This is a genomic window from Prochlorococcus marinus str. MIT 0919, assembly GCF_027359375.1.
In the GTDB taxonomy this organism is placed as follows: Bacteria; Cyanobacteriota; Cyanobacteriia; order PCC-6307; family Cyanobiaceae; genus Prochlorococcus_D.
This window is the reverse complement of sequence record NZ_CP114779.1, coordinates 1-20,543: the sequence shown is the minus strand read 5'-3', so window position 1 is coordinate 20,543 and position 20,543 is coordinate 1. Positions and strand designations below refer to the sequence as shown.

Below are 20,543 nucleotides of genomic sequence, written 5' to 3'. Positions count from 1 at the left end.
TGCGAAAAGTCCTTTTCTGCCAGTCAACTTGCTAGCCTCAAAGGAAAGGCCTACTAGATAATTCAATAAATGTACTCACTTATTTTTCATCATTAATCAAGTGAGATGCTCTACAAAATTTAAACTAATCACGTTCAATTGATTTAATAGCTCAATTGAATACTCGCCTATTAAATTTTTATTTAGCCAAATAAGATTAAGATTATTGCAAAACTATAGTAAAATTTTTAAAATTAAACATTGAAAGCAAATAGCAATTAAAGATACTGCACGTGTATTAAGATAAATACAATGAGAATTGGAAGATGATAGACCTTCTAAAAGCTATTCAACTAAATGGAACAAACAGAACCACTTCATGGGTTGTATGGTCCATGATGATATTCCTTGGCATTCTTATTACAGGATTGGGAATTGTTTTATTTAAACAAATACAATTAAAGTTGAGGGCTAAGAAGCATCCAATAAAAAATGATTTCCCTAAGGGATTTTCTTAAAGTTAAAAAATACAATCTACATCAATATACTTACTTGCACATCCTATTTTGATATAAGGTGTGAATTAGAAATCTCATTGAAAAAACCAGAATCCATGAGAAGGATTATCCTTGCAGTCATACTGACAGTTATTTCTTTGATATCAACTGTTCCAGGCCAGGCTGCACAAGATCTAGACAAAAACGTAGCTCAACTAGAAAATAAAGTCGCCAAAAAATTTGCTAAAACGTTTTGCAATGCCTCTGGATTTGGAATTTCAGAAGAAGGTTCATTGAAATTTGCAATTGGAGAAACAGAAGTGGAGTTCGCCAAAAACCCACTAACCGATAGCCTCAACTTACAAGCTGTGAAAAATAAAATCTTAGATGGACTTGCAGATACCTGTAATTACTATGAATTTGATATAAATGATTTGGATGATCTAAAATTTACATCTTAGTTAAGCTGATATCCTTAATTTCATAACTTAAAGGAAAGGGCGGTCAAAATACATTCAGGTAATAAACTAAAATATAAGCTTTTTCTATTTAAGATGTCTAAATACACTAAGTCAGGATTAATAAAGGATATCCTTGCTTTTATGTATATTTTATCTGTTGTCGCTGCATTGATTATTTGGCTAAGGAACTCTCTTATATTTTAAATAAATAATTTCTTATATTCAACATAATTTTTCCCTAATAAGCCTTTTCAGGTAGGTTATACTAAACAAGATTTAATCATTTTTTTCCTCAAATGTTAGCGGTTGAAAATAAATTTTAAAATTAACTCTAAAATCCTTTACAGGGATAGTTTAGATGTAAGTTATACAATGAGTATTTCACCGCAATGGATTCTAAAGTAGGCCTAGCAAAAGAATGGTTGGATAAATTTTTAGTGCTTAATTTTTTTCTTGTGGTGGCAGGGGCTCTCCTATTTTTAATATCTGTAATCTTTAGCCTAAATGGAGTAGACATTTTCTACAGAGTATTCCAATTGCTGTGGTTTCCCTTGTTTATCCCTGTAATTAGCATATTTTTTACGGCAGTCTTGATTGAAATCGTATTTACTGCAATCAATAAGAGAAAAGAATAGCTTTGACGTCCCAAAAGCGAAGAATTCTAAAATTAACAAGCTGGGAATTCATATGTGCATGAAATTGACAAAAGAGAACTATTTATATCTCCTTAACATAATTATGGATTAAGTAGCAGAATTGCTTTCAACAAACTCTTATGTTCCCATTTTAAGAGTACCTGCTTCTAAAAATCGCTTCAATAATCTCAGCAAAAGACTGTTAATTGCTTATTTTAAAAAAACAATTACTTAAAACACTACAGATAGCATCGTAGAAGATTTTAAAACACTATTTATGGGGCTTGTTTTTCTGCCTTACTTCACCTAGAAAGAAGATTCCCCATCACCCAGGCCCACGTAATACACGAGGGTCTTTTTTTTTGCCTCAAAACCTTCTCGGAGATAGCTCTCTAATCATAAGTAAGACATCAACTCTATTAGTCTTATGCTTCCAAAGGTCCTTAAAATCCATTAAAATTTTTCTTTATAGACTTTTTCCAATCCCAGGATTAGGTGAAAAGCAAAATGCTCAATCAAGTTGTAAACATCCTGCAAAATTCCGCTATAGAGTTAGGTTGATTTTTTTAATAACGGCAAAAGGTCCTCTGTAGATATACCGGGTTTAAATTCCCAAACCATTCCAAATTTTTCACGCCAAGGTCCAAATACTTCATATAAGACTGAAGCACTAGCCGCACGACAAATAACTGTTCCAGTACCATCTTGTGGTGTATGAATCCATGCCAGACGTTCATATCCCTCTGGAAAATCTTCTGATTTGCCACTCTCTACATAATCAATCAAAGCATCTGCTGCGAATGTCTGATCTTCAGATGACTCGAATTGCCAGGTGACTACGTATAGCTGCATTCAAAACAAGGGTGATTTTGTATCGTCCAAAGATAAATCAAAAACAGTGTAAAGAGAAAAATTCAATTTTAATTAAAATTTTAAAGGCTATAATTTTATCCCTCAATAACAAGGTCTAACTATTAGAAACCCAAGAGCGCAGCCTCCTTGTTACTCCAGCAACTCTTAATGCAAGCTGTCTTCCAGAACTCGCAAAAGTGTATCTCACGGCTTTACCAGATTTAAACATTGCCTCGCCTATAGCCTTTACCCTTAGGAGTTCCTGCTGGTAAGCCCTATTAATAGCCTTTTCAGCATCGACATTTGCCAACTTGGCTTGCTTAGCCAAACGCTGCGTCTTTGACTTGGGTATCACCGTCAAAACACTTTCTGGTTCGGACCATTTCCATAACCAAGGGGTACTTGTTTTGGAAATACCAGAGGATTTTTTATCCATTAAGGTTTAAACGCTTATTCTTAGGATGCAACTAAAAACTGCTTCTAAATAATAAAAGTTGCTCTCTGAAATTTCCTGTAGCACTAGTTAAAAATAAAGACTTTCAAAATAAGTAGTATTTAGCTTCTTAATTAGATCAAAATTTGAAATCTTAAAAAGTACGCAAAATTAAAATTTTGCAAGCCAATCAGAAAGTGAAAGCCAGATTAAAAGACTGAGTTGTTAATCAAAGCCCAGAAATATAACGATACATTGGCTCCAATAGCAACGACAACGGAAGCAAATTTCATTTTTAAACTCAATAGACATACTTAATGGAGCGAATGGCTTTTGCTAAGGCGAGCTTTTGTCAGGCACCCAACACATGCGATCTTGCTTCAAGTTTATTCTCCAGATGAATAAATAATGCTTGAACGGCATTTGTGAAGAGCATTTCTTAATTTCCCCATCAACTCAGGGCTAATCTCATAATTTTTTTCCAAGTACTGCGGATATAAAAGTTTATCTTGAGAATCAAGTCTTATTCGAGAACCAAACCATGAGCCATAACGAGGCATGGAAGCTCTGCAGAACAATTGATTTGTTTGAGATTCCACCTTTCTTTCTATAGTCCAATCGTCAAATTCATCTAAAGTTGTAAATGTATCAAGACCTGCATAAACAAAAAAGTTTGAAGCATAGAGAATTGAGATCGAATAAAAAATCAACCTAAATAAACCTATTTTCTTTCCCAGCATTTCAACAGCTAAAGATAATGGGTCGCCTGAGATTCGAACTCAGGACCAGCCGGTTAAAAGCCGGATGCTCTACCACTGAGCTAGCGACCCTTGGGAAGGAATGCCTTGAAGGCACGAAAGAAAACTATCACGTTACATGTTTTGATTTAAAAAGTTATTGCTTTTGGGTCATCAAATTTGAGTAACCACATAAAACAACGTTTAAAATGAAGACTGATAGAGCCCGAATAGGAGAAAAATTAATTATGGGGTTCATTTTTTTACATCTCTTCTGTAAAATCCAGCACTAATCTCAAATCAACTATTTAAGCCATGCTGAGCCTACTAGTCGTAACCCTTCCAATCCTCGCAGCAGTGACTTGGGTTGTATTCAATATTCAAAAGCCTGCTAAAGAGCAATGGCAAAGGCAATTTGACGATAACAACAAGGCTTTCTAGAGAAAAGTCCATTAAATTAGCATTAAACCAACGCACTTTCGCTCTTGAATGCTGACGATTCAATAACGATTGCTGGAGCAGGATTAGCAGGGGCAGAAGCCGCCTGGCAGGCTGCCAGTGCCGGTTTTAATGTGAATCTTTTTGAGATGAGGCCTGTTATGAGGTCTCCAGCTCACCACACAAGTGATTTTGCCGAGTTAGTTTGTAGCAATAGCTTTGGATCATTAAATACAGATCGTGCAGCTGGCTTGCTTCAAGAAGAGCTTAGACGTCTTAATTCATTTGTAATAGCTATAGCAGACAAATTTTCCGTACCTGCAGGTGGTGCACTGGCTGTTGATAGAAGCAGATTTAGTTCATATATCACTGAAAAACTTTCCTTACATCCATTAATCAACGTACATAGAGAAGAATTAAAGGTTTTACCTACTGATAGTCAAATCTCAATTATTTCGTCAGGACCACTTACTAGCGATGCTCTTGCGAAAGATCTGAAATCATTAACAGGCCTTGAAGAATGTCACTTCTTTGATGCAGCCAGTCCAATAATTGAAGGAGAAACTATTGATTTTTCAGTTGCTTTTAGGGGAAGTAGATATGACAAAGGTGATGCTGATTACATCAATTGTCCTATGGACAAATCTCAATATCTATTATTCCGCAAATACCTTGTAGAAGCAGAGCAAGCCGAATTAAAAGACTTTGATAAAAACTCAGCCAATTTTTTTGAAGGCTGCCTCCCTATAGAAGAACTTGCCAGGAGAGGGGAAGATACTATGAGATATGGGCCATTAAAACCTATTGGGCTATGGGACAGCAGGTGGGGAGATCTTAACGATCGAGATCTTAGACGTTCCAAAAGAGCATATGCAGTTGTCCAACTCCGTCAAGAAGATAGAGAAGGTAAGCTCTGGAATTTAGTTGGTTTTCAAACCAACCTAAAGTGGAATGAGCAAAAGCAAGTAATAAGAATGATTCCTGGTTTGCAAAAAGCTGAATTTGTTCGTTTTGGAGTAATGCATCGCAACACTTTTTTAGAATCGCCTAAATTATTGAATCCATCACTTCAATTCAGGAAACGTGAGCGACTTTTAGCTGCAGGACAAATAACTGGAACTGAAGGTTATGCTGCAGCAATTGCTGGAGGATGGCTCGCAGGAACTAATGCTGCCTTATTAGCCATGAAAGAACCTCCGATAATTTTCCCTAAAGAAACGATGATTGGTGCCCTAACCGATTTCATTAGTGATTTGGGGCTAAGTAAAAGTAAAAATAATTTCCAACCCATGCCACCTAATTTCGGACTTTTACCAGCATTGAAAACACGAGTTCGTGACAAACGAACTAGATATGGAAAGTATCGAGATCGTGCATTGAATAAACTAAATCAAATGATCAATGAGTCTGATCAGCTATCCAAACTCACAAAGCTTTCTAAGGAAAGCCTCTTAAATGTCAATTAAAATTTTTCTTCATTCAACCGACTAAACAGTACTAATTTGTTATGGCTACTAATGATTACAGCAAAACTTGGGATGCAATAGTCATTGGATCAGGTATTGGAGGTCTAGTAACAGCAACACAATTAGCTTCAAAAGGAGCAAGTGTGCTTGTTTTAGAGCGTTACACAATACCTGGCGGCAGCAGCGGTTCTTTTAAAAGAAATGGCTTTACATTTGATGTAGGTGCATCAATGATCTTTGGTTTTGGAGATAAAGGTTATACCAACCTTTTAACTCGTGCACTTTCAGATATTGATGAACAATGTGAAACAATACCTGATCCCACTCAACTCGCATATCATCTTCCAGAGGGGCTTGAAGTAATCGTAAATAGAGATTATAAGGAATTCATCTCAGGGTTGATTGATATTTTCCCCCATGAAGCTTCTGGCATCAAAGCATTTTATAAAGTTTGCTGGCAAATTTTCAATTGCCTTGATGCAATGCCTCTTTTATCTATAGAAGATCCTGCATATTTAGCAAAGGTTTTCTTTAAAGCCCCAATGGCATGCTTAGGACTAGCTCGTTGGTTGCCTTTCAATGTTGGGAAAATAGCCAGAAAGTATATAAAAGACGAAAATTTATTGCGTTTTATTGATATTGAATGCTTCTGCTGGTCTGTGATGCCTGCAGATCAAACTCCAATCATTAATGCAGGTATGGTTTTTTCAGATCGACATGCTGGGGGAATTAACTACCCCAAAGGAGGAGTTGGTGTTATCGCTGAAAAACTAGTTTCAGGGTTGAAAAAGAACAAAGGGGAAATTCTTTATAAAGCTAGAGTAAAGAGAATTCTCTTAAAAGACAAAGCAGCAATAGGTGTACAGCTTGCTAACGGAGAAAAGATTTTCGGGAAACATATAATATCCAACTCAACACGATGGGACACTTTTGGTGGTGAAGGGGTTAAAGAACCTTTGGTAGATGTAAAGAATCAACCACTACCAGAGCAAAAATGGAGGACAAGGTACAAGCCTTCTCCTTCCTTCCTATCACTACATCTAGGAGTCAAGAAAAATCTAATACCCTCTAAGGCACATTGCCATCATTTAATTGTCAATAATTGGAGTGAGATGGAAAACGAGCAAGGTGTGGTTTTCATTTCAATACCAACAGTACTCGATTCTTCTTTGGCTCCTCATGGGAATCACATCATTCATGCTTTTACCCCTTCTTCAATGAATAAATGGAAAGGATTAAGTCCATCGGACTACGCGAAAAAGAAGGAAGTTGATTCGAACCTTTTGATCCAAAAAATTAAACAAATTTTTCCTGATATCGAAGAGAGTATTACCCACAAGGAAGTAGGGACTCCTAAAAGTCATAGAAGGTTTCTTGGGCGACACAATGGAAGCTATGGACCAATTCCTACCAAAACTCTTCCAGGCCTATTAACGATGCCGTTTAACACGACCAGTATTAAAAAACTCTATTGCGTAGGGGATTCTTGCTTCCCAGGCCAAGGACTAAATGCTGTCGCTTTCAGTGGTTTTGCTTGTGCCCATAAGATTGGTGCTCACTTAGGGATAAATCCATGGAATCTACCAGATTAAAATTAAAAACTTAAAAGCCTGTATTCCCAGCCATTATGAGACCTGCTCCTAATACAACACCGCAAAAGATATCCTTATGAATCAACAAACGTTTAAGCGTCAAAATTCCGAGCCAAATAGCTAAGCTTTCACTAATTAAGAGTCCAAGAAGATATCCTGACAAAGGGCTCATTTCAACACCTATCATGGCATTGCCTAGAACATATCCATGTAAATAAATCATAGGAAAGATCAGTCTAATAGGGAGCTTACCTAAAGCTACTAACGCAGAAGCCACAAGGCTCAAGCTAATTATCAACTCTGCAGCAGGAAATAAAGGGAAGAACTGAGAGCTGATAGCACCTAGTAAGCCAACACTAACCAGAGGGGGGATTCTTTTGATCGGCGCCATCCCCCCAATCAAACCTATTGACATGAGAAAAAGAAAATGGTCAAACCCTAATACTGGATGTGCTAAACCACTTACAAAACCTTGAAGAAGATTCAAGTTCTTTTCCTGCCCTTCCCATGGATGATGAGCTTGAACAGGCAATGCAATAAAACAAGCAAGTAAAAAGAGCAAGCCTAATAAAAAATAAAAGTTTCTATAGGCACCTTTAACAGGAAGTGTTCTGAGCTTTGGCATTTAAGAAATCTCTCCAATTAAACACTTTACAGAGGATTCGCTTAATCAAATTTAAACCATTCAGGAATAGCACTAAAACATGCAGCATTGAAATCATTTTCAGCTGCTTCAGTACGAGTACAACAAGTTCGACCCTTGTCTATTTCTAATAAAATTGAATTAGCCCATCCCCAAATCAATTCAGCGGTGGACTCCATTCCGACATTTTTCATAATTCTCAAATCCAAAGCACCATTGGAGTGAAGCTCTTTCCATGTCGAAAGCAGCGGGTCATCAGAATTAACTAAAAAAGTGTGGTCAAAATGTTCCTTCAATTTTTCTTGCAATGATTGCAAATTTGAGAAGTCAACAATAAATCCATTCTCATCTAATTTTGTTGCACTAAACCAAAACCTAAAACTTCTGCTATACCCGTGAACAAACTTACAGTGACCAGCATGTCTCCATTGCCTATGGCAACATGGGAAGCCTTCAAAACGCTTACTGCAACTATAGCTTTTGTTTTTGATAGACATCTACTGCATATTTGAGGAAACTATTAAAGGATCCAAACATTTTTTCCAATTAAGGATATGACGCAAACGAGCAAAGATTTCATAAACCAGCTTCGTTTTAATGAAAACGGACTTATACCTGCTATTGCCCAAGACTGGCTAGATGGAGCCATTTTAATGATGGCTTGGATGAACAAGCATTCACTAGAAGAAACCATTAGGACGGGAGAAGTACATTACTGGAGTCGTTCAAGAGACAAATTATGGCGGAAAGGTGAAACCAGTGGGCACATCCAAAATGTCAAAGATATTAGATATGACTGTGATGCAGATAGCTTACTTCTCACTATTGAACAAGTCGGGTTGATTTCTTGTCACAAGGGGGCAAGATCTTGCTTCTTTCAAAGTGAAAAAACTCCTTCTTTGGATAAAGAAATTTTCTTACCACCACCAACAGATTCTTGCAGCGAGGTTTTCAAAATAATTAAACAAAGATGCTTAAGTCCTGAGGAAGGTAGCTACACAAATATTCTTCTAGAAGGAGGGGATAATAAAATCCTGAAGAAGATTGGAGAAGAGAGTGTGGAGTTCGTAATGGCGTGCAAAGACAACAACAAAAACGATATTGCGAATGAAGCAGCAGACTTGATATACCATTTACAAGTTGCACTTGCATCTCATGATGTTAACTGGAGAGATGTTCTTGAAGTATTGGCTCTGAGAAGGGCTACAAAATAAAAAATGTTTTCTTAATACCATTGTAAAAAAAATGGCTTAAAGACTTTTAAGGTTTAAATGATTATCATTCTGATCACTACTAGCAGAATTATTAAGCACAGAAAGCACAACAAAAAAGACGCACTATATTGAACAAAGATTCAACAGTAAAATATGACAAATGTTAATTAGCAACAAGTTCAATTTGGAACTCTTTATTACGACATAGGAAAGTTAACAATTTCGACCTAAATTTTAAGAATCAAGGAGGTACAAATCGTGAGCTCATTAAGTGACTTTCTTGGAGAAATCGGACGTCATCATCTACTAACACCTGAAGAAGAACTCACAATGGGGAGAAAAGTTCAGGCAATGGTTGCTCTTAATGAGAGATGCAACTTGGCAGGAGGCAAAGGACCAGCTTGTGACTATACAGATATTGAACGAAGAACTATTAGACAGGGAGAAAGAGCAAAGAATCAAATGATCACGTCGAATTTAAGACTTGTAGTCAATTTAGCGAAAAGATACCAAGGTAAAGGACTTGACTTACTTGACCTAATACAAGAAGGGACGCTTGGTCTTACTAGAGCGGTTGAAAAATATGATCCCAAGAGAGGACATCGCTTTTCAACTTATGCATACTGGTGGATTAGACAAGGTCTTAATAGAGCCCTTTCTACGCAAAGCAGGACGATCAGAATACCGGTAAATATCAATGAAAAGCTAACCAAGCTTAGAGCTGCAAAATCCCATTTAATGCAAGCCAATGGACTTCCACCATCCGCTGATTTACTTGCAAAAAAAATGCATCTCCAAAAAGAGGAAGTCGAAGAGCTACTGCAATGTGAACTTAGAAGTATCACGGTAAGTCTTCAGGGAGTTGTTCAATCAAAATCTGATCCTTCCGAATTAGGCGATGTACTTCCTAGTGAAGAAATACCTCCTATGGAAGTGGCTGAATTAGCAGAAAGGAATGATTCAGCCTGGTCATTACTAGACAAAGCCAATCTCACGCCTAAAGAAAGAACTATTGTTAGTCTTCGTTTTGGTCTTGATGGAAGCAATGAGTGGCGTACTTTGGCAGAGGTTGCAAAACACATGAATTGTAGTAGAGAATATTGTAGGCAAGTTGTACAAAGAGCTCTTAGAAAACTCCGCAAAACTGGCATCCAAACTGGTCTTGTTGAAATCAACCAATGACTTGTGTCATTCTGAATTTATAAAGTCTTGAAGAATCTTGCACTTAATTAGGGCTACACCAATTTGTACTTTTAAATCCTAAAAAGATATGTCTCAAAAAAACAATTTTAATCAAGAAGTTTTAGAAGCCGAGGTAATTGACAGCTCTGTAATTGATGAAGGGGCTTTCAGAAAAGTACTCAATAAAGCAGGAAGAATAATAGCTAAACCAGCCATAGAAGCATTTGAAATGGTTCTTGCTGATTCAACACCTCCACAAGCCAGAGTTTCATTAATCGCTGCGCTAACTTATTTAATAATGCCAATTGATTTAATGCCAGACATAATTCCTGTTGCAGGCTTTAGTGATGATTTAGTTGCATTAACAGCAGTAATAAGTCTATGGAGCCAGCATATGACTCCTTCAATAAAAGATCGAGCTCGTCAGAGACTCGATGCTTGGTTCCCCTTATAAAAATGGCTAAATGGTCAAAAGAAATTGAAGATGAGCTAACACTTTTTATAAAGGATTGGCTCAAGCAACAAAACAAAACACAAAAAGATCTGAAATTAATCCTTAATGCCAATTCTGAAAGGATTCCTGCTCTAATTGAAGTTCTTAAAAAAGATTACTTGAAAGGTGGAATAAGCAAATTGGCAACAAGGCTTTGCTCCATTGAGAAAACATGGTCTAATAAAAATTTAATTGCGCCAAAAGGGGAAGTCGCTTCTGACCCATTTGGGCAATTGGACCTTCTGCTAGAAAAGCTAAAAGAAGATTGCACTAATTGAGATGAATATCAGAATCAAGTATATTTTTTTTGAAAATTTTCTATAAAGTAATGAAAGCACTTTTAATTGTATCTTTAATATTTTTTTCAATAATTTCTATACCTTGCAAAATTTCTGCTCTTGATAGCAATAAAGGAGAAAGTCTTTTTATGCAACATTGCGCAGGTTGTCATATTAATGGCGGGAATGTAATTAGAAGGAATAAAACATTAAAAATAAAAGACTTACAGCGAAACAAACTTGATAATATCGAGAATATTGCCCAAGTAGCAAGAGAAGGGGTGGGAATAATGAGTGGTTACGAGGAAGTTCTTGGTCCAGAAGGAGATATTCTAGTTGCAGAATGGGTATTATCTAAAGCTCAAAAAGCTTGGATCCAAGAATAAATATCTAAGGATATCCAAATACCTTTTTTATAGTAAATATCATTTTCTAAGATTGTTCTGACTTCTTCAAGAGAAGTAGATTTGAAAATTCCAAAAACATATTTATTACATTTTGTTGGGCCTAGTGTAATAATTGTTCCTTCTTTCTTTAACTTGCCAAGTCTTTCAAGGTGCTCTTTTCGAAAAGGGACTCGCTTTTCAAGCGCGTTTTCACAGTATCTACCATAAAGTACAAATAGTTCCATAAATACACAATCAAAACAGAGTAGGAGTTAAGGCTAATAATTATAATCTAAGTCTTGATTACCTCCTAAAAGATTTTAAGAGCCTCCAAGAAGTTACCTAAGAAGCTTATCAAGATTAATCTTACATTTAATACTAAAAAAATACTTGTTAAATTATGACTATGAGTCAGCCGCTTTTCGAAGTTCATTACAAAACTCCCCTGCTACATCAACTGCCTTGTCATATTTAGCATTTGAAATTCTTTTAACCAAAGCACTACCTACTATTGCTCCATCGGCACCCCAACTCCTAACCTGAGAAATATGCTTAGGTTCAGAAATCCCAAATCCAACTGCTATAGGGTTAGATCCAAATTCCCTTAATTGGCTAATAAGAGACTGCACACGACTCTCCAAACCAGAACGTTCTCCAGTTACCCCCGTAACACTTACAAGATAAGTAAAGCCTTTACTCTTATTTGAGATCCTTTTCATCCTCTCAGGAGGTGTAGTAGGTGCAACTAGAAGTACTAAATCCAGCCCGTTGGCAAAAGCAATTGGAGATAATTTATCTGCTTCTTCCAAAGGCAAATCAGGTACAACTAATCCTGCCGCTCCTGATTCTGAGGCTACTTTACAAAAATTTTCCATCCCCAAATTCAACAAAGGGTTGCTATAAGTAAAAAGTACGACTGGAATGGTTAGCTTGCCTTGTAGGTTTGCCAACATTTCAAGAACCTTCCCAGGGGATGTGCCTGAAGAAAGTGCTCGTGAAGCTGCTAACTGAATTATTGGACCATCAGCAAGTGGGTCGCTATAAGGAATCCCTAACTCAATTATATCTGCTCCTTTTTCTTGTAATCTCAGCAAAATTTCTGCAGAGGTTTTCAAGTCAGGGTCACCAGCCATAACGAAAGGCATTAAGGCTGTTCGCCCTTCATTTTTTAACCGTGAAAAGCATCTATTAATGCTTGAGCAATGCATCGAGTCTTTTCGCAAAAAGATTTCCTTCGCTGTCATTAAAGAATACTTCTTTATAGAAGCAGAGAATTTTATAATTAATCTGATAAATCAATTGTTATCAATTTCAAGCTGATTTATTAATTTCTTCTGCTCTTCCTCAGACATTGAATCAAATTTTTCTTGAACTTCACGATTAGCTAACTGCTCATAAGCTTCTCTATAGCGTTTACGCTGCTCCATAAACGTCATTTTTCCTTGAAAAACTCGAAAAAAGTAAGAACTTATCCACCCTACAAGCAAAATGAGAAGCAAAGTCTCAGAGAATAATCCAGCATTAAAGCCATCAATTCCAAAAGCAAGCAGACTTACATAAGCCGTTGCGCCTAAGGCAAATACTAGAAAACCTAGTTGAATAACATTGGCACGAGTCAACTTCTAAATCTCCCCTTGCCCACGAATCCTAAGATTCAAAAACGGAGCAAACAGTATTAAACCTGGGAAAAATAGAAACACTAAAGAATAAATGGCTAACCTCTCAAACTTATTCATAAAATTCCACCTTGTGTCCATCCAAAAATAAAGAAATAATGGGATTGCAACCAAATACAAAAATCCTATAAATAGATAGGCTCCCAAGATAATTAAAGGGTTGTTGGCAATTTGGCTGACAACAATAAAAAAAGACACTATGAGAAAATTACAATTATGAATCTATTATCAGGATAAAGGTTCTCACCCAACCTTTTCAAGGGAGCATGGCGGAATTGGTAGACGCAGCGGACTTAAAATCCGCAGGTCGTAAAAGGCTGTGGGGGTTCAAGTCCCCCTGCTCCCATAAACAAAAGTATCTAAAAGATAATATTTTGAATTGCCTAGTACTAATGCAGACTGGTCAGAAACCAATTTAAAGACTCTCCAGCGTGAAAAGGAACAATGAAATCATCCTTTCTTGAGCAAGCATTGATTGTGAACTGTTTTGGAACAACATGAGACTTTTTCTCAAGTTCAATAAAAGTTTCATTCAAGGGTAGTCCATAAAAAACTGCACCAAATTCACTCGCAAAGCCTTCTAGGAGATCTAGGGCTCCTTCCTGATCAAAAACCTCTGCATAACTTTCAATCGCATTTAGAGCATTAAAAATACCTGCACAACCACAAGCCGACACCTTAGATGCTCTTAAATGTGGAGCAGAATCGGTTCCCAAGAAGAATCTAGGGTTTCCACTTGTTGCCGCGCGTCTCAACGAGCGTCGATGTCGCTCCCTTTTTACAACAGGCAAGCAATAAAAATCTGTTCTCAATCCCCCTTCAAACATTGCATTGCGATTTATGTGTAAATGATGAGGAGTTATAGTTGCAGCTAATTTGGACTTGCTTTCTCTTACATAATCAACAGCGTCTTCAGTGGTTATATGCTCAAGTACAACCTTCATTTCAGGGAACTGTCTTAATAAAGGGTCAAGATGACGTTCTATAAAAACTGCTTCCCTATCAAAAATATCCACATCGGGATCTGTTACTTCTCCGTGAATAAGTAATGGCAGCCCTATTTCCTCCATCGTCTCTAAAACCACGTTAATCTTGCTTATATCAGCAACCCCAAAATTGGAATTGGTGGTTGCATTGGCTGGATACAACTTTGCTGCAAAAAAAACATCCCGTTCTGCACCTTCTTTAATTAATTCAGGGCTGGCTTCTTCCGTAAGATATACAGTCATCAAGGGGTTAAATGTGCTCCCTTCGGGGATAGCCTTCAAAATTCTTTTCTTATAATTAATTGCATCTTGAATACTGGTTATTGGCGGCGAAAGATTTGGCATGACAATTGCTCGTCCGAAAACTCGAGCAGTAGGCACCAAAACCGCATGTAAAATTTCTCCATCTCTTAGATGTAAATGCCAGTCATCTGGCTGACGCAAAATAATTTTCTGTGGGGACAAATTCAAATCAGTCAGTCCCTAATGAGATCTGTAACTTAATTAGCATTAGTCTAAAAATGACTTGAATAGTTATGCAACCGAGTAACTATTCTAATCAAATTACAAGTCGAGCTTAAACGCAAGAACAGCGTTCAAAGTTATCCACAATGTCAACATTGATGCCCTCATCTATAGAAATAATCACTGGCATAATTGTGCTTTTTGGAGGTGGAGAACTATTTGTGCAAGGAGCTGCAAGACTCGCATTAATACTTGGGATACCTCAACTTGTCATTGGTCTCACCGTAGTTTCTCTCGGAACTAGTGCCCCTGAGCTATTTGTAAGTATCGGCTCTTTTTTCAAAAAGTCCGATTCACTAGCAGTAAGCAATGTTGTAGGGAGCAATATTTTTAACGTTTTGGTAGTCCTTGGAAGTAGTGCACTAGTAATGCCTTTAAAGGTAGAAAGTCGTTTAGTAAAGAGGGATGTTCCTGTACTTCTAGCTGTATCTGCAGCAGTGTGGGGAATGGCATCATCTGGCAAAGTAACTTGGCAAGCAGGGGTTGCGCTTCTTACTGCACTGGTAATAAATACAATTTGGGAAATTCGTACTGCGAGAGAGGAACCGAATGGAATAAAGGAAGCAGAGCCTAAAATAAATACTCAATCTGTGGCCAATGGATGGCTGAAGGCACTAGGGAAAATTTCCGCAGGAATGCTACTACTGGCATTAGGGTCAAATCTTTTAATTAACGGGGCCAAATCTCTGGCAACTTTATATGGTTGGAGTGAGGCAGTTATCGGACTAACAATTGTTTCAGCAGGAACTTCCATGCCAGAGTTAATAACATCCTTAGTTGCATCTCTTCGTGGGCAAACAGATCTTGCGATTGGAAATGTAGTTGGTAGCAGCTTACTAAACCAACTACTTGTTCTTGGAAGTTGTGCTTTTATTTCAGGGAACGAAGGGCTCGATATAGACAAGATATTAATAAATAGAGACTTCCCGATAATGGTTCTTACGACCCTGGCTTGTATGCCAATATTTTGGACTAAGGGCAGAATAAGTAGGCTTGAAGGAGGAATACTTTTAGCCCTTTATATATTATATCTAGGAGATCAAATTATTCCTCATACTCTGCCAACATTTCAGGCACAGTTCCGGTTTATAGCTGCATGCATTCTTCTACCATTAACAATGAGCTTTATAATTTTTAAAACAATTAAATACTGGAGGTATAAAAGAATTACCAACTGATAATTAAATTTCTTTAAAATTATTAATGCTCAATTAATTGTAACAAATTCCTCCGCAATAGTAGGATGCAAAGCCATGGTTTTGTCGAAGTCTGCTTTCTTTGCTCCCATAGAAATAGCTATAGAAGCCATTTGAATGATTTCAGCAGAGTCTTCGCCAGCGATATGGCAGCCCAATACCTTATCGGTTCTTATATCAATAATCAATTTTAATAAGACTTTGCTTTCACTTTTTTGAAGTGACTGTGACATAGGTCTAAACTTTGAACGGAATACTTTTATGCTTGATAATCCATTTTTTTCTATAGCTTCTTCCTCAGTAAGTCCAACTGAGGCTATCTCAGGCTGACTAAAAACTGCTTTAGGTATAAATCTATAATCAACCTTTCGACTTTTACCACCAAATAAATTATCAGCGAGCACCCTTCCTTCTTCTATCGCAACTGGTGTAAGGTTTATCTTGTCGGTTACATCACCTATTGCAAAAATACCTGGAATGTTAGTCGCATTATTAAAATCTGTTTTGATACTTTTTGAGTCATAGTTGATACCTACAACATCTAGGTTTAACCCTTCTAAGAATGGTCTTCTTCCGGTGGCAAACAATACTCCCTCACAATTAATTTCGTTCCCAGAATTAATTTCTACATTGAGTTCTCCTTTACTCCCTTTAATTGCTAGAAGTGATTGATTAAATTGCAAATTAATTCCTTTTTCCTGCATTCTCTCAGCAAGGAAGGTTGAAATTTCTTTATCAAAGCCTTTTAACAGGCGACTGCCCCTAATTAACTGAATAGTTTCAACACCAAGACCATTAAGAATACAAGCAAATTCACAAGCGATGAAACCTGCACCTACTATTAAAATTTTGTTAGGAAATTTATTCTGCAAAAACATATCATCACTAACCCAGCCCAAGGAAGAACCAGGGAGTTTTGGAAGTATTGGTCTTCCACCAACAGCTATTAAAATGTTTCTTGCATAGATATCTCGAGAAAGTTGAGAATCGCTAGCGTTTTCTACAGAAATGCAATTATTCTTCTTCAGGCTTCCCCATCCATGAATTAGTTTTACTCCACACTTCTTTAGAGATTGAATATGGAACTCATTCAATCGTTGGACTTCTCTCCTAACGTTAGCCAATAAAACACTCGAATCTATGCGAGCACTTTTAATATCAACTCCAAAACTTGATGCAGACTCAAGATATTCTCGATACTTTGATCCATAAACTAATAGCTTCTTAGGGACACAACCTCTTATAACGCATGTGCCGCCAACCCGATCGCCTTCAACAACTCCCACATGAGCTCCATACTTAGCAGCTCTCTTGGCAGCCGCTAATCCTCCTGAGCCGGCCCCTAATACAACCAAATCAAATTCTTTATCCAAGAAAATAAATCCTTTACTCGCTACTACAATTCTCCACCCCTTTCATGAAAGAAGCCATAAACCCCCTCAGTTGGGAAGAACTTGCAAAATTTGCACCACAAGACAAATCTTTAACGGAAGGGCCCAATACTTCCTATGCATTCAAAAGACTCTTTGGCCAATTGGAGCAAAATATTCGAGTAACGCTTTATAGGGATAATCATGCTTGGTGTCCATATTGTCAGAAAGTTTGGTTATGGCTTGAGTGGAAAAGAATCCCCTATGAAATAAAAAAAGCATCAATGCGTTGCTATGGAACTAAAGAAGCTTGGTACCTCAAAAAAGTTCCATCAGGAATGTTTCCTGCAATTGAAATAGAGAAGAGAATCTTTACTGAAAGTGACAGGATCCTTCTTGCGTTAGAAGATCAATATGGAGCTTTAGGTCGCTCTATGAAAGATCCAAAAACTCTAATTTTAAGAAGATTTGAGCGACTACTCTTTCAATCGTGGTGCAAATGGCTTTGTTCACCTTCTTTGACATCCAGCCAAGAAACTCACAAAGAGAATGAATTCAAAACTCTTGCAAAGGAGATGGAAGGTTATTTATCAAAAGCAAATGGGCCTTGGCTTGATCCAGCAGTAGACAATCTAGGTCAGTCAACTCCAGGGAGTGCAGATGTAATTTTCATCCCTTATTTAGAAAGGATGAACGCTTCGCTTGCTTACTACAAAGGTTTCAATCTTCGCAAGGAGTTCCCAGCTATTGACAAATGGCTATCAAGCCTAGAAGCAACAGATGTTTACCGGGGGACCCAAGGAGATTTTCATACACATGCACATGATCTCCCCCCGCAAATGGGAAGCTGTTGGGCAAACAACGAACCCATACAAAAAGAAATGTCATCTTTAATCGATAGTGGAAAAGGTTTAGGACCGCTTGAAACAACTTATGAACAAACAACTCCTCCCCCTGAAGCTATCGCCTTAGCAAGAGTACTGAAACACAGGTCCGCAATTATGAATTCAAACCCTATGGGAGCATTATTGATCGACCAACCGTTAAGAGCCGCTCTAAGTAGAATGATTTCCAGCAAGGCCTATTATCCGGAAGAAGGGTCTGCTATAGGTTTAAGATATTTGAAAGATAGAATCTCTGTACCTAGAGACATGCCAGTAATAGCGGCACGAAAACTACGTCAAGCCTTAGAATACACTGCTAGTCTTGACAGTAGCTTGCAAGGTCCAGCAATACCTATCAATAATCGCTTAGATCAAGATCCTCGTCGATTTCGGAACGAATAGAAAAAACTCCTATAATAATTGGAAATTGCTTAAAGGTAAAAGCTATAGAGAAAATTTCTTCCCACATGAAAAGCAATCTATTTGGCCAATCTAAATATGAGGAAATTCCAAAAGCTAGTTCAAGAAATAATTACTTAAAAGTCAAAATCAATTCCCTTCTCCCTACTCAAATGTGCATAGGATTAGCCGAAGTAATTAATAGAAAAGTTGACTTCTTAAAAGAAAGTAAGGAAGCAAGGCTTAATTACATAAAAACAAAGCCTGTTCCTCTCGTAAGTAATAGCTATGGTTCTTTCTGGATGCTTGACAGGCACCACCGACTAAGAGCCCTTCTAGAGATAGAAAAAGATGCAGAAGTGTATGGCTATGTTGTCAAAGAAATCAAAACAAAGGAAGACTCAAAGATACTTGAGTTCTTAGAAAGTAGAGGATGGTTGTATCTCTATAATTCGAGAGGGGTAGGCCCTCAACCTATACAAAATTTACCAAAAAGTCTTCTTAGTCTAGAAGATGATCCTTATAGAAGCCTTGTTTGGCAATTAAAACAAGAAGGTGTACTCACTTCTCACCCATTGGTCCCATATTACGAATTTAAATGGGCTAGTTGGTTAAGGCGCATGCCTTTACCACCGTTTACATCACAAAAGTTATCTCCTGCACTTCCTCAAGCTCGTAAGCTGATGACTTCTCAAAACTCGTCTACTTTTGAGAGACTTCTTAAATAAGAATGATCAGCGTCTATTGCGTGAATCTATTTGTAACAAATCTCTCACTTTCTGAACTTGACTTGCAAGCTGCGGGTCGCTAGACAATTTCTTTTCAATTTGCTCAATCGCATACATAACAGTCGTATGATCCTTACCACCAAAAACCTCCCCAATGCGAGGAAGGCTTAAATCGGTACCATGCCTCATTAGGTACATACCAACTTGCCTAGCCTGACTTACAGGTCGTCGTCTACTTGCACTAAACATTTCCTCTGAACTAACTTCAAAGACTTCTGAAACTTTTTCTACTACTTGCTTAGGAGTAACTTCAACACCCGAAGCACTTGGGTCTAACATTGGAGCAATCGACTCCACTGTCATTGGAAGGCCTGTAATAGAAGCGAATGCCACCGCTCTCGTAAGAGCCCCTTCAAGCTCGCGAATATTAGAAGTAAAGCGGCCTGCAATAAATTGAATAAGATCCCTAGGGAGCCTCACTTTGTCTTGCTCAGTTTTTTTGTGAAGAATTGCCATTCTTGTTTCCAAATCTGGAGATTGCACATCAGCAATTAATCCCATTGAAAATCTAGAAATCAAACGTTCTTGCAATCGAGGGATTTGATTAGGAGGTCTGTCACTGGCAAGAACGATCTGAGTTCCAGATTCATGCAAAGCATTGAACGTATGAAAAAACTCTTCTTGGGTATACTCTTTACCTTCTAAAAACTGAATGTCATCAACAAGAATCAAGTCGGCAGCTCTATATTTATCTCTGAAAGCTTGCATGCCATCTTGTCGAATTGCAAGGATTAAATCATTAGTAAAAGTTTCTGTAGAAACATATGAAACTTTTGCTCCCGGGTCGATCTCCAAACGATAGTGCCCTATTGCTTGCATTAAATGGGTCTTCCCAAGACCAACACCACCACAAATAAAAAGTGGGTTAAATTCACGAGCAGGAGCTTCTGCAACAGACATAGCCGCAGCATGAGCTATACGACTATTAGGGCCAACCACAAATTTATTGAAAACGTATCTTAGGTTGAGTCCAGGCTGTAACTGCTTAAGTCCATTTTTAGAAGGGTTATTCGAAAAATTCAACTCACTAGATCTATTAGCACTCGGAATAGTGACTCTTGCAGGCTGAAGCTGTTCAGATTGCTGAGAATTATTGTCCTGCACTATTACAACCACCTTTATGGGCTGACCAGCTATCGCCTCTGCAGCATCCTCTATCGCTCTAGAGTAATTATTATTGAGCATCACCTTAGAAAAACTATTAGGAGCACTAAGGGTCAATTCTCCTCCTTTAAAACTGCAAAATGTCGTGGGGCTAATCCAAGTCTCGTAAGAAGGCTTGCTTAGGTTCTCCCTAAGAGCCTGCTGAACTCTTGCCCAAAGCTCATTCCCAGTTAGCACTGGCATTACCTATTTAGACGATGAATCTAAGCATTTATTTGTGAAAAGACATTCTTTAATCAGAAGATGAGATCTTAAAAGATGTTCCTCAA

26 protein-coding genes and 2 tRNA genes are annotated in these 20,543 nt (G+C 37.6%); 15 read left to right on the top strand and 13 right to left on the bottom strand.

The window, feature by feature from the left end:
* Positions 1-305 precede the first annotated feature (305 nt).
* From O5635_RS00140 to O5635_RS00130, 3 genes are all read left to right on the top strand, one after another.
* The gene (locus O5635_RS00140; protein ID WP_036901125.1) at positions 306-497 is read left to right on the top strand and encodes a hypothetical protein; all 192 of its coding nucleotides are present in this window, start codon (positions 306-308) and stop codon (positions 495-497) included.
* Positions 498-592: 95 nt separating this feature from the next.
* Positions 593-937, top strand: a complete 345-nt coding sequence (locus tag O5635_RS00135) for a hypothetical protein (protein ID WP_052042706.1) — start codon at positions 593-595, stop codon at positions 935-937.
* A 389-nt stretch (positions 938-1,326) separates the two neighbouring features.
* The gene (locus O5635_RS00130) at positions 1,327-1,572 is read left to right on the top strand and encodes a hypothetical protein (RefSeq protein ID WP_036901126.1); all 246 of its coding nucleotides are present in this window, start codon (positions 1,327-1,329) and stop codon (positions 1,570-1,572) included.
* Between the two features lie 552 nt (positions 1,573-2,124).
* Here the strand turns inward: O5635_RS00130 and O5635_RS00125 are convergent.
* The 4 genes from O5635_RS00125 to O5635_RS00110 form a co-directional block, all read right to left on the bottom strand.
* Positions 2,125-2,424 (bottom strand): DUF3303 domain-containing protein, encoded by a 300-nt coding sequence (locus O5635_RS00125; RefSeq protein WP_036901127.1) that lies wholly within the window; start codon positions 2,422-2,424, stop codon positions 2,125-2,127.
* Positions 2,425-2,539: 115 nt separating this feature from the next.
* Positions 2,540-2,860: a hypothetical protein gene (locus O5635_RS00120; protein WP_036901128.1), complete on the bottom strand. Its 321-nt coding sequence runs from the start codon at positions 2,858-2,860 to the stop codon at positions 2,540-2,542.
* Positions 2,861-3,243: 383 nt separating this feature from the next.
* Complete coding sequence (locus tag O5635_RS00115; protein ID WP_081934263.1) at positions 3,244-3,597, bottom strand: hypothetical protein; 354 nt, start codon at positions 3,595-3,597, stop codon at positions 3,244-3,246.
* Positions 3,598-3,615: 18 nt separating this feature from the next.
* Positions 3,616-3,687: transfer RNA gene (locus tag O5635_RS00110), tRNA-Lys, on the bottom strand.
* 222 nt (positions 3,688-3,909) lie between these two features.
* Here O5635_RS00110 and O5635_RS00105 point away from each other — a divergent pair.
* Genes O5635_RS00105 through crtH form a run of 3 tightly spaced genes read left to right on the top strand, consistent with a single transcriptional unit; the run spans position 3,910 to position 7,090 of the window.
* Positions 3,910-4,035 carry a photosystem II protein Y gene (locus O5635_RS00105; RefSeq protein ID WP_036901129.1) on the top strand — a complete coding sequence of 42 codons (126 nt, stop codon included), beginning with the start codon at positions 3,910-3,912 and terminating at the stop codon, positions 4,033-4,035.
* 44 nt (positions 4,036-4,079) lie between these two features.
* The gene (gene trmFO, locus O5635_RS00100; RefSeq protein ID WP_052042708.1) at positions 4,080-5,498 is read left to right on the top strand and encodes an FADH(2)-oxidizing methylenetetrahydrofolate--tRNA-(uracil(54)-C(5))-methyltransferase TrmFO; all 1,419 of its coding nucleotides are present in this window, start codon (positions 4,080-4,082) and stop codon (positions 5,496-5,498) included.
* 41 nt (positions 5,499-5,539) lie between these two features.
* On the top strand, positions 5,540-7,090 hold the full coding sequence (gene crtH, locus O5635_RS00095) for a carotenoid isomerase (protein ID WP_036901130.1): 1,551 nt from the start codon (positions 5,540-5,542) through the stop codon (positions 7,088-7,090).
* 10 nt (positions 7,091-7,100) lie between these two features.
* Here crtH and O5635_RS00090 read toward each other — a convergent pair whose 3' ends face one another.
* Entirely contained in the window at positions 7,101-7,715 is a 615-nt protein-coding gene (locus O5635_RS00090; protein ID WP_052042711.1) for a HupE/UreJ family protein, read from the bottom strand.
* Between the two features lie 41 nt (positions 7,716-7,756).
* Positions 7,757-8,230, bottom strand: a complete 474-nt coding sequence (locus O5635_RS00085) for a 6-carboxytetrahydropterin synthase (protein ID WP_036901131.1) — start codon at positions 8,228-8,230, stop codon at positions 7,757-7,759.
* A 57-nt stretch (positions 8,231-8,287) separates the two neighbouring features.
* Here O5635_RS00085 and hisIE point away from each other — a divergent pair, with 57 nt between their 5' ends.
* The 5 genes from hisIE to O5635_RS00060 all read left to right on the top strand — a co-directional run bounded on the left by hisIE (position 8,288) and on the right by O5635_RS00060 (position 11,286).
* On the top strand, positions 8,288-8,947 hold the full coding sequence (gene hisIE / locus O5635_RS00080) for a bifunctional phosphoribosyl-AMP cyclohydrolase/phosphoribosyl-ATP diphosphatase HisIE (protein ID WP_036901132.1): 660 nt from the start codon (positions 8,288-8,290) through the stop codon (positions 8,945-8,947).
* Between the two features lie 255 nt (positions 8,948-9,202).
* Positions 9,203-10,129, top strand: coding sequence for a sigma-70 family RNA polymerase sigma factor (locus O5635_RS00075; protein WP_036901133.1), 927 nt, complete (start codon positions 9,203-9,205; stop codon positions 10,127-10,129).
* A gap of 88 nt (positions 10,130-10,217) precedes the next feature.
* The gene (locus O5635_RS00070) at positions 10,218-10,583 is read left to right on the top strand and encodes a YkvA family protein (RefSeq protein WP_036901134.1); all 366 of its coding nucleotides are present in this window, start codon (positions 10,218-10,220) and stop codon (positions 10,581-10,583) included.
* Between the two features lie 2 nt (positions 10,584-10,585).
* Positions 10,586-10,900 (top strand): hypothetical protein, encoded by a 315-nt coding sequence (locus O5635_RS00065; RefSeq protein ID WP_036901135.1) that lies wholly within the window; start codon positions 10,586-10,588, stop codon positions 10,898-10,900.
* Positions 10,901-10,950: 50 nt separating this feature from the next.
* The gene (locus tag O5635_RS00060; protein WP_152557274.1) at positions 10,951-11,286 is read left to right on the top strand and encodes a c-type cytochrome; all 336 of its coding nucleotides are present in this window, start codon (positions 10,951-10,953) and stop codon (positions 11,284-11,286) included.
* Here O5635_RS00060 and O5635_RS00055 read toward each other — a convergent pair.
* From O5635_RS00055 to O5635_RS00040, 4 genes are all read right to left on the bottom strand, one after another.
* Complete coding sequence (locus O5635_RS00055; protein ID WP_036901137.1) at positions 11,262-11,531, bottom strand: YciI family protein; 270 nt, start codon at positions 11,529-11,531, stop codon at positions 11,262-11,264. The genes O5635_RS00060 and O5635_RS00055 overlap by 25 nt on opposite strands.
* Before the next feature lie 159 nt (positions 11,532-11,690).
* The gene (gene trpA / locus O5635_RS00050; RefSeq protein ID WP_036901897.1) at positions 11,691-12,494 is read right to left on the bottom strand and encodes a tryptophan synthase subunit alpha; all 804 of its coding nucleotides are present in this window, start codon (positions 12,492-12,494) and stop codon (positions 11,691-11,693) included.
* A gap of 87 nt (positions 12,495-12,581) precedes the next feature.
* A complete protein-coding gene (locus tag O5635_RS00045) occupies positions 12,582-12,905 on the bottom strand; it encodes a DUF3007 family protein (RefSeq protein WP_036901138.1) in 324 nt (107 codons plus the stop codon).
* 3 nt (positions 12,906-12,908) lie between these two features.
* Positions 12,909-13,148 carry an NAD(P)H-quinone oxidoreductase subunit L gene (locus O5635_RS00040; RefSeq protein WP_152557291.1) on the bottom strand — a complete coding sequence of 80 codons (240 nt, stop codon included), beginning with the start codon at positions 13,146-13,148 and terminating at the stop codon, positions 12,909-12,911.
* 74 nt (positions 13,149-13,222) lie between these two features.
* Here O5635_RS00040 and O5635_RS00035 point away from each other — a divergent pair.
* A tRNA-Leu gene (locus O5635_RS00035) sits at positions 13,223-13,308 on the top strand.
* Positions 13,309-13,351: 43 nt separating this feature from the next.
* Here O5635_RS00035 and pyrC read toward each other — a convergent pair.
* Positions 13,352-14,419 (bottom strand): dihydroorotase, encoded by a 1,068-nt coding sequence (pyrC, locus tag O5635_RS00030; protein ID WP_036901140.1) that lies wholly within the window; start codon positions 14,417-14,419, stop codon positions 13,352-13,354.
* Between the two features lie 140 nt (positions 14,420-14,559).
* On the opposite strand from pyrC, the gene O5635_RS00025 reads away from it, so the two are divergent.
* Positions 14,560-15,651, top strand: a complete 1,092-nt coding sequence (locus O5635_RS00025; RefSeq protein WP_036901141.1) for a calcium/sodium antiporter — start codon at positions 14,560-14,562, stop codon at positions 15,649-15,651.
* A gap of 29 nt (positions 15,652-15,680) precedes the next feature.
* Here O5635_RS00025 and gorA read toward each other — a convergent pair whose 3' ends face one another.
* Positions 15,681-17,042 carry a glutathione-disulfide reductase gene (gene gorA, locus O5635_RS00020; protein WP_036901142.1) on the bottom strand — a complete coding sequence of 454 codons (1,362 nt, stop codon included), beginning with the start codon at positions 17,040-17,042 and terminating at the stop codon, positions 15,681-15,683.
* Between the two features lie 44 nt (positions 17,043-17,086).
* Here gorA and O5635_RS00015 point away from each other — a divergent pair, with 44 nt between their 5' ends.
* Positions 17,087-18,325: a glutathione S-transferase family protein gene (locus tag O5635_RS00015; RefSeq protein WP_036901143.1), complete on the top strand. Its 1,239-nt coding sequence runs from the start codon at positions 17,087-17,089 to the stop codon at positions 18,323-18,325.
* A gap of 65 nt (positions 18,326-18,390) precedes the next feature.
* Entirely contained in the window at positions 18,391-19,050 is a 660-nt protein-coding gene (locus O5635_RS00010; protein WP_081934264.1) for a ParB/Srx family N-terminal domain-containing protein, read from the top strand.
* Positions 19,051-19,056: 6 nt separating this feature from the next.
* Here O5635_RS00010 and dnaA read toward each other — a convergent pair whose 3' ends face one another.
* The gene (dnaA, locus tag O5635_RS00005) at positions 19,057-20,457 is read right to left on the bottom strand and encodes a chromosomal replication initiator protein DnaA (RefSeq protein WP_036901144.1); all 1,401 of its coding nucleotides are present in this window, start codon (positions 20,455-20,457) and stop codon (positions 19,057-19,059) included.
* Between the last annotated feature and the right edge of the window lie 86 nt (positions 20,458-20,543).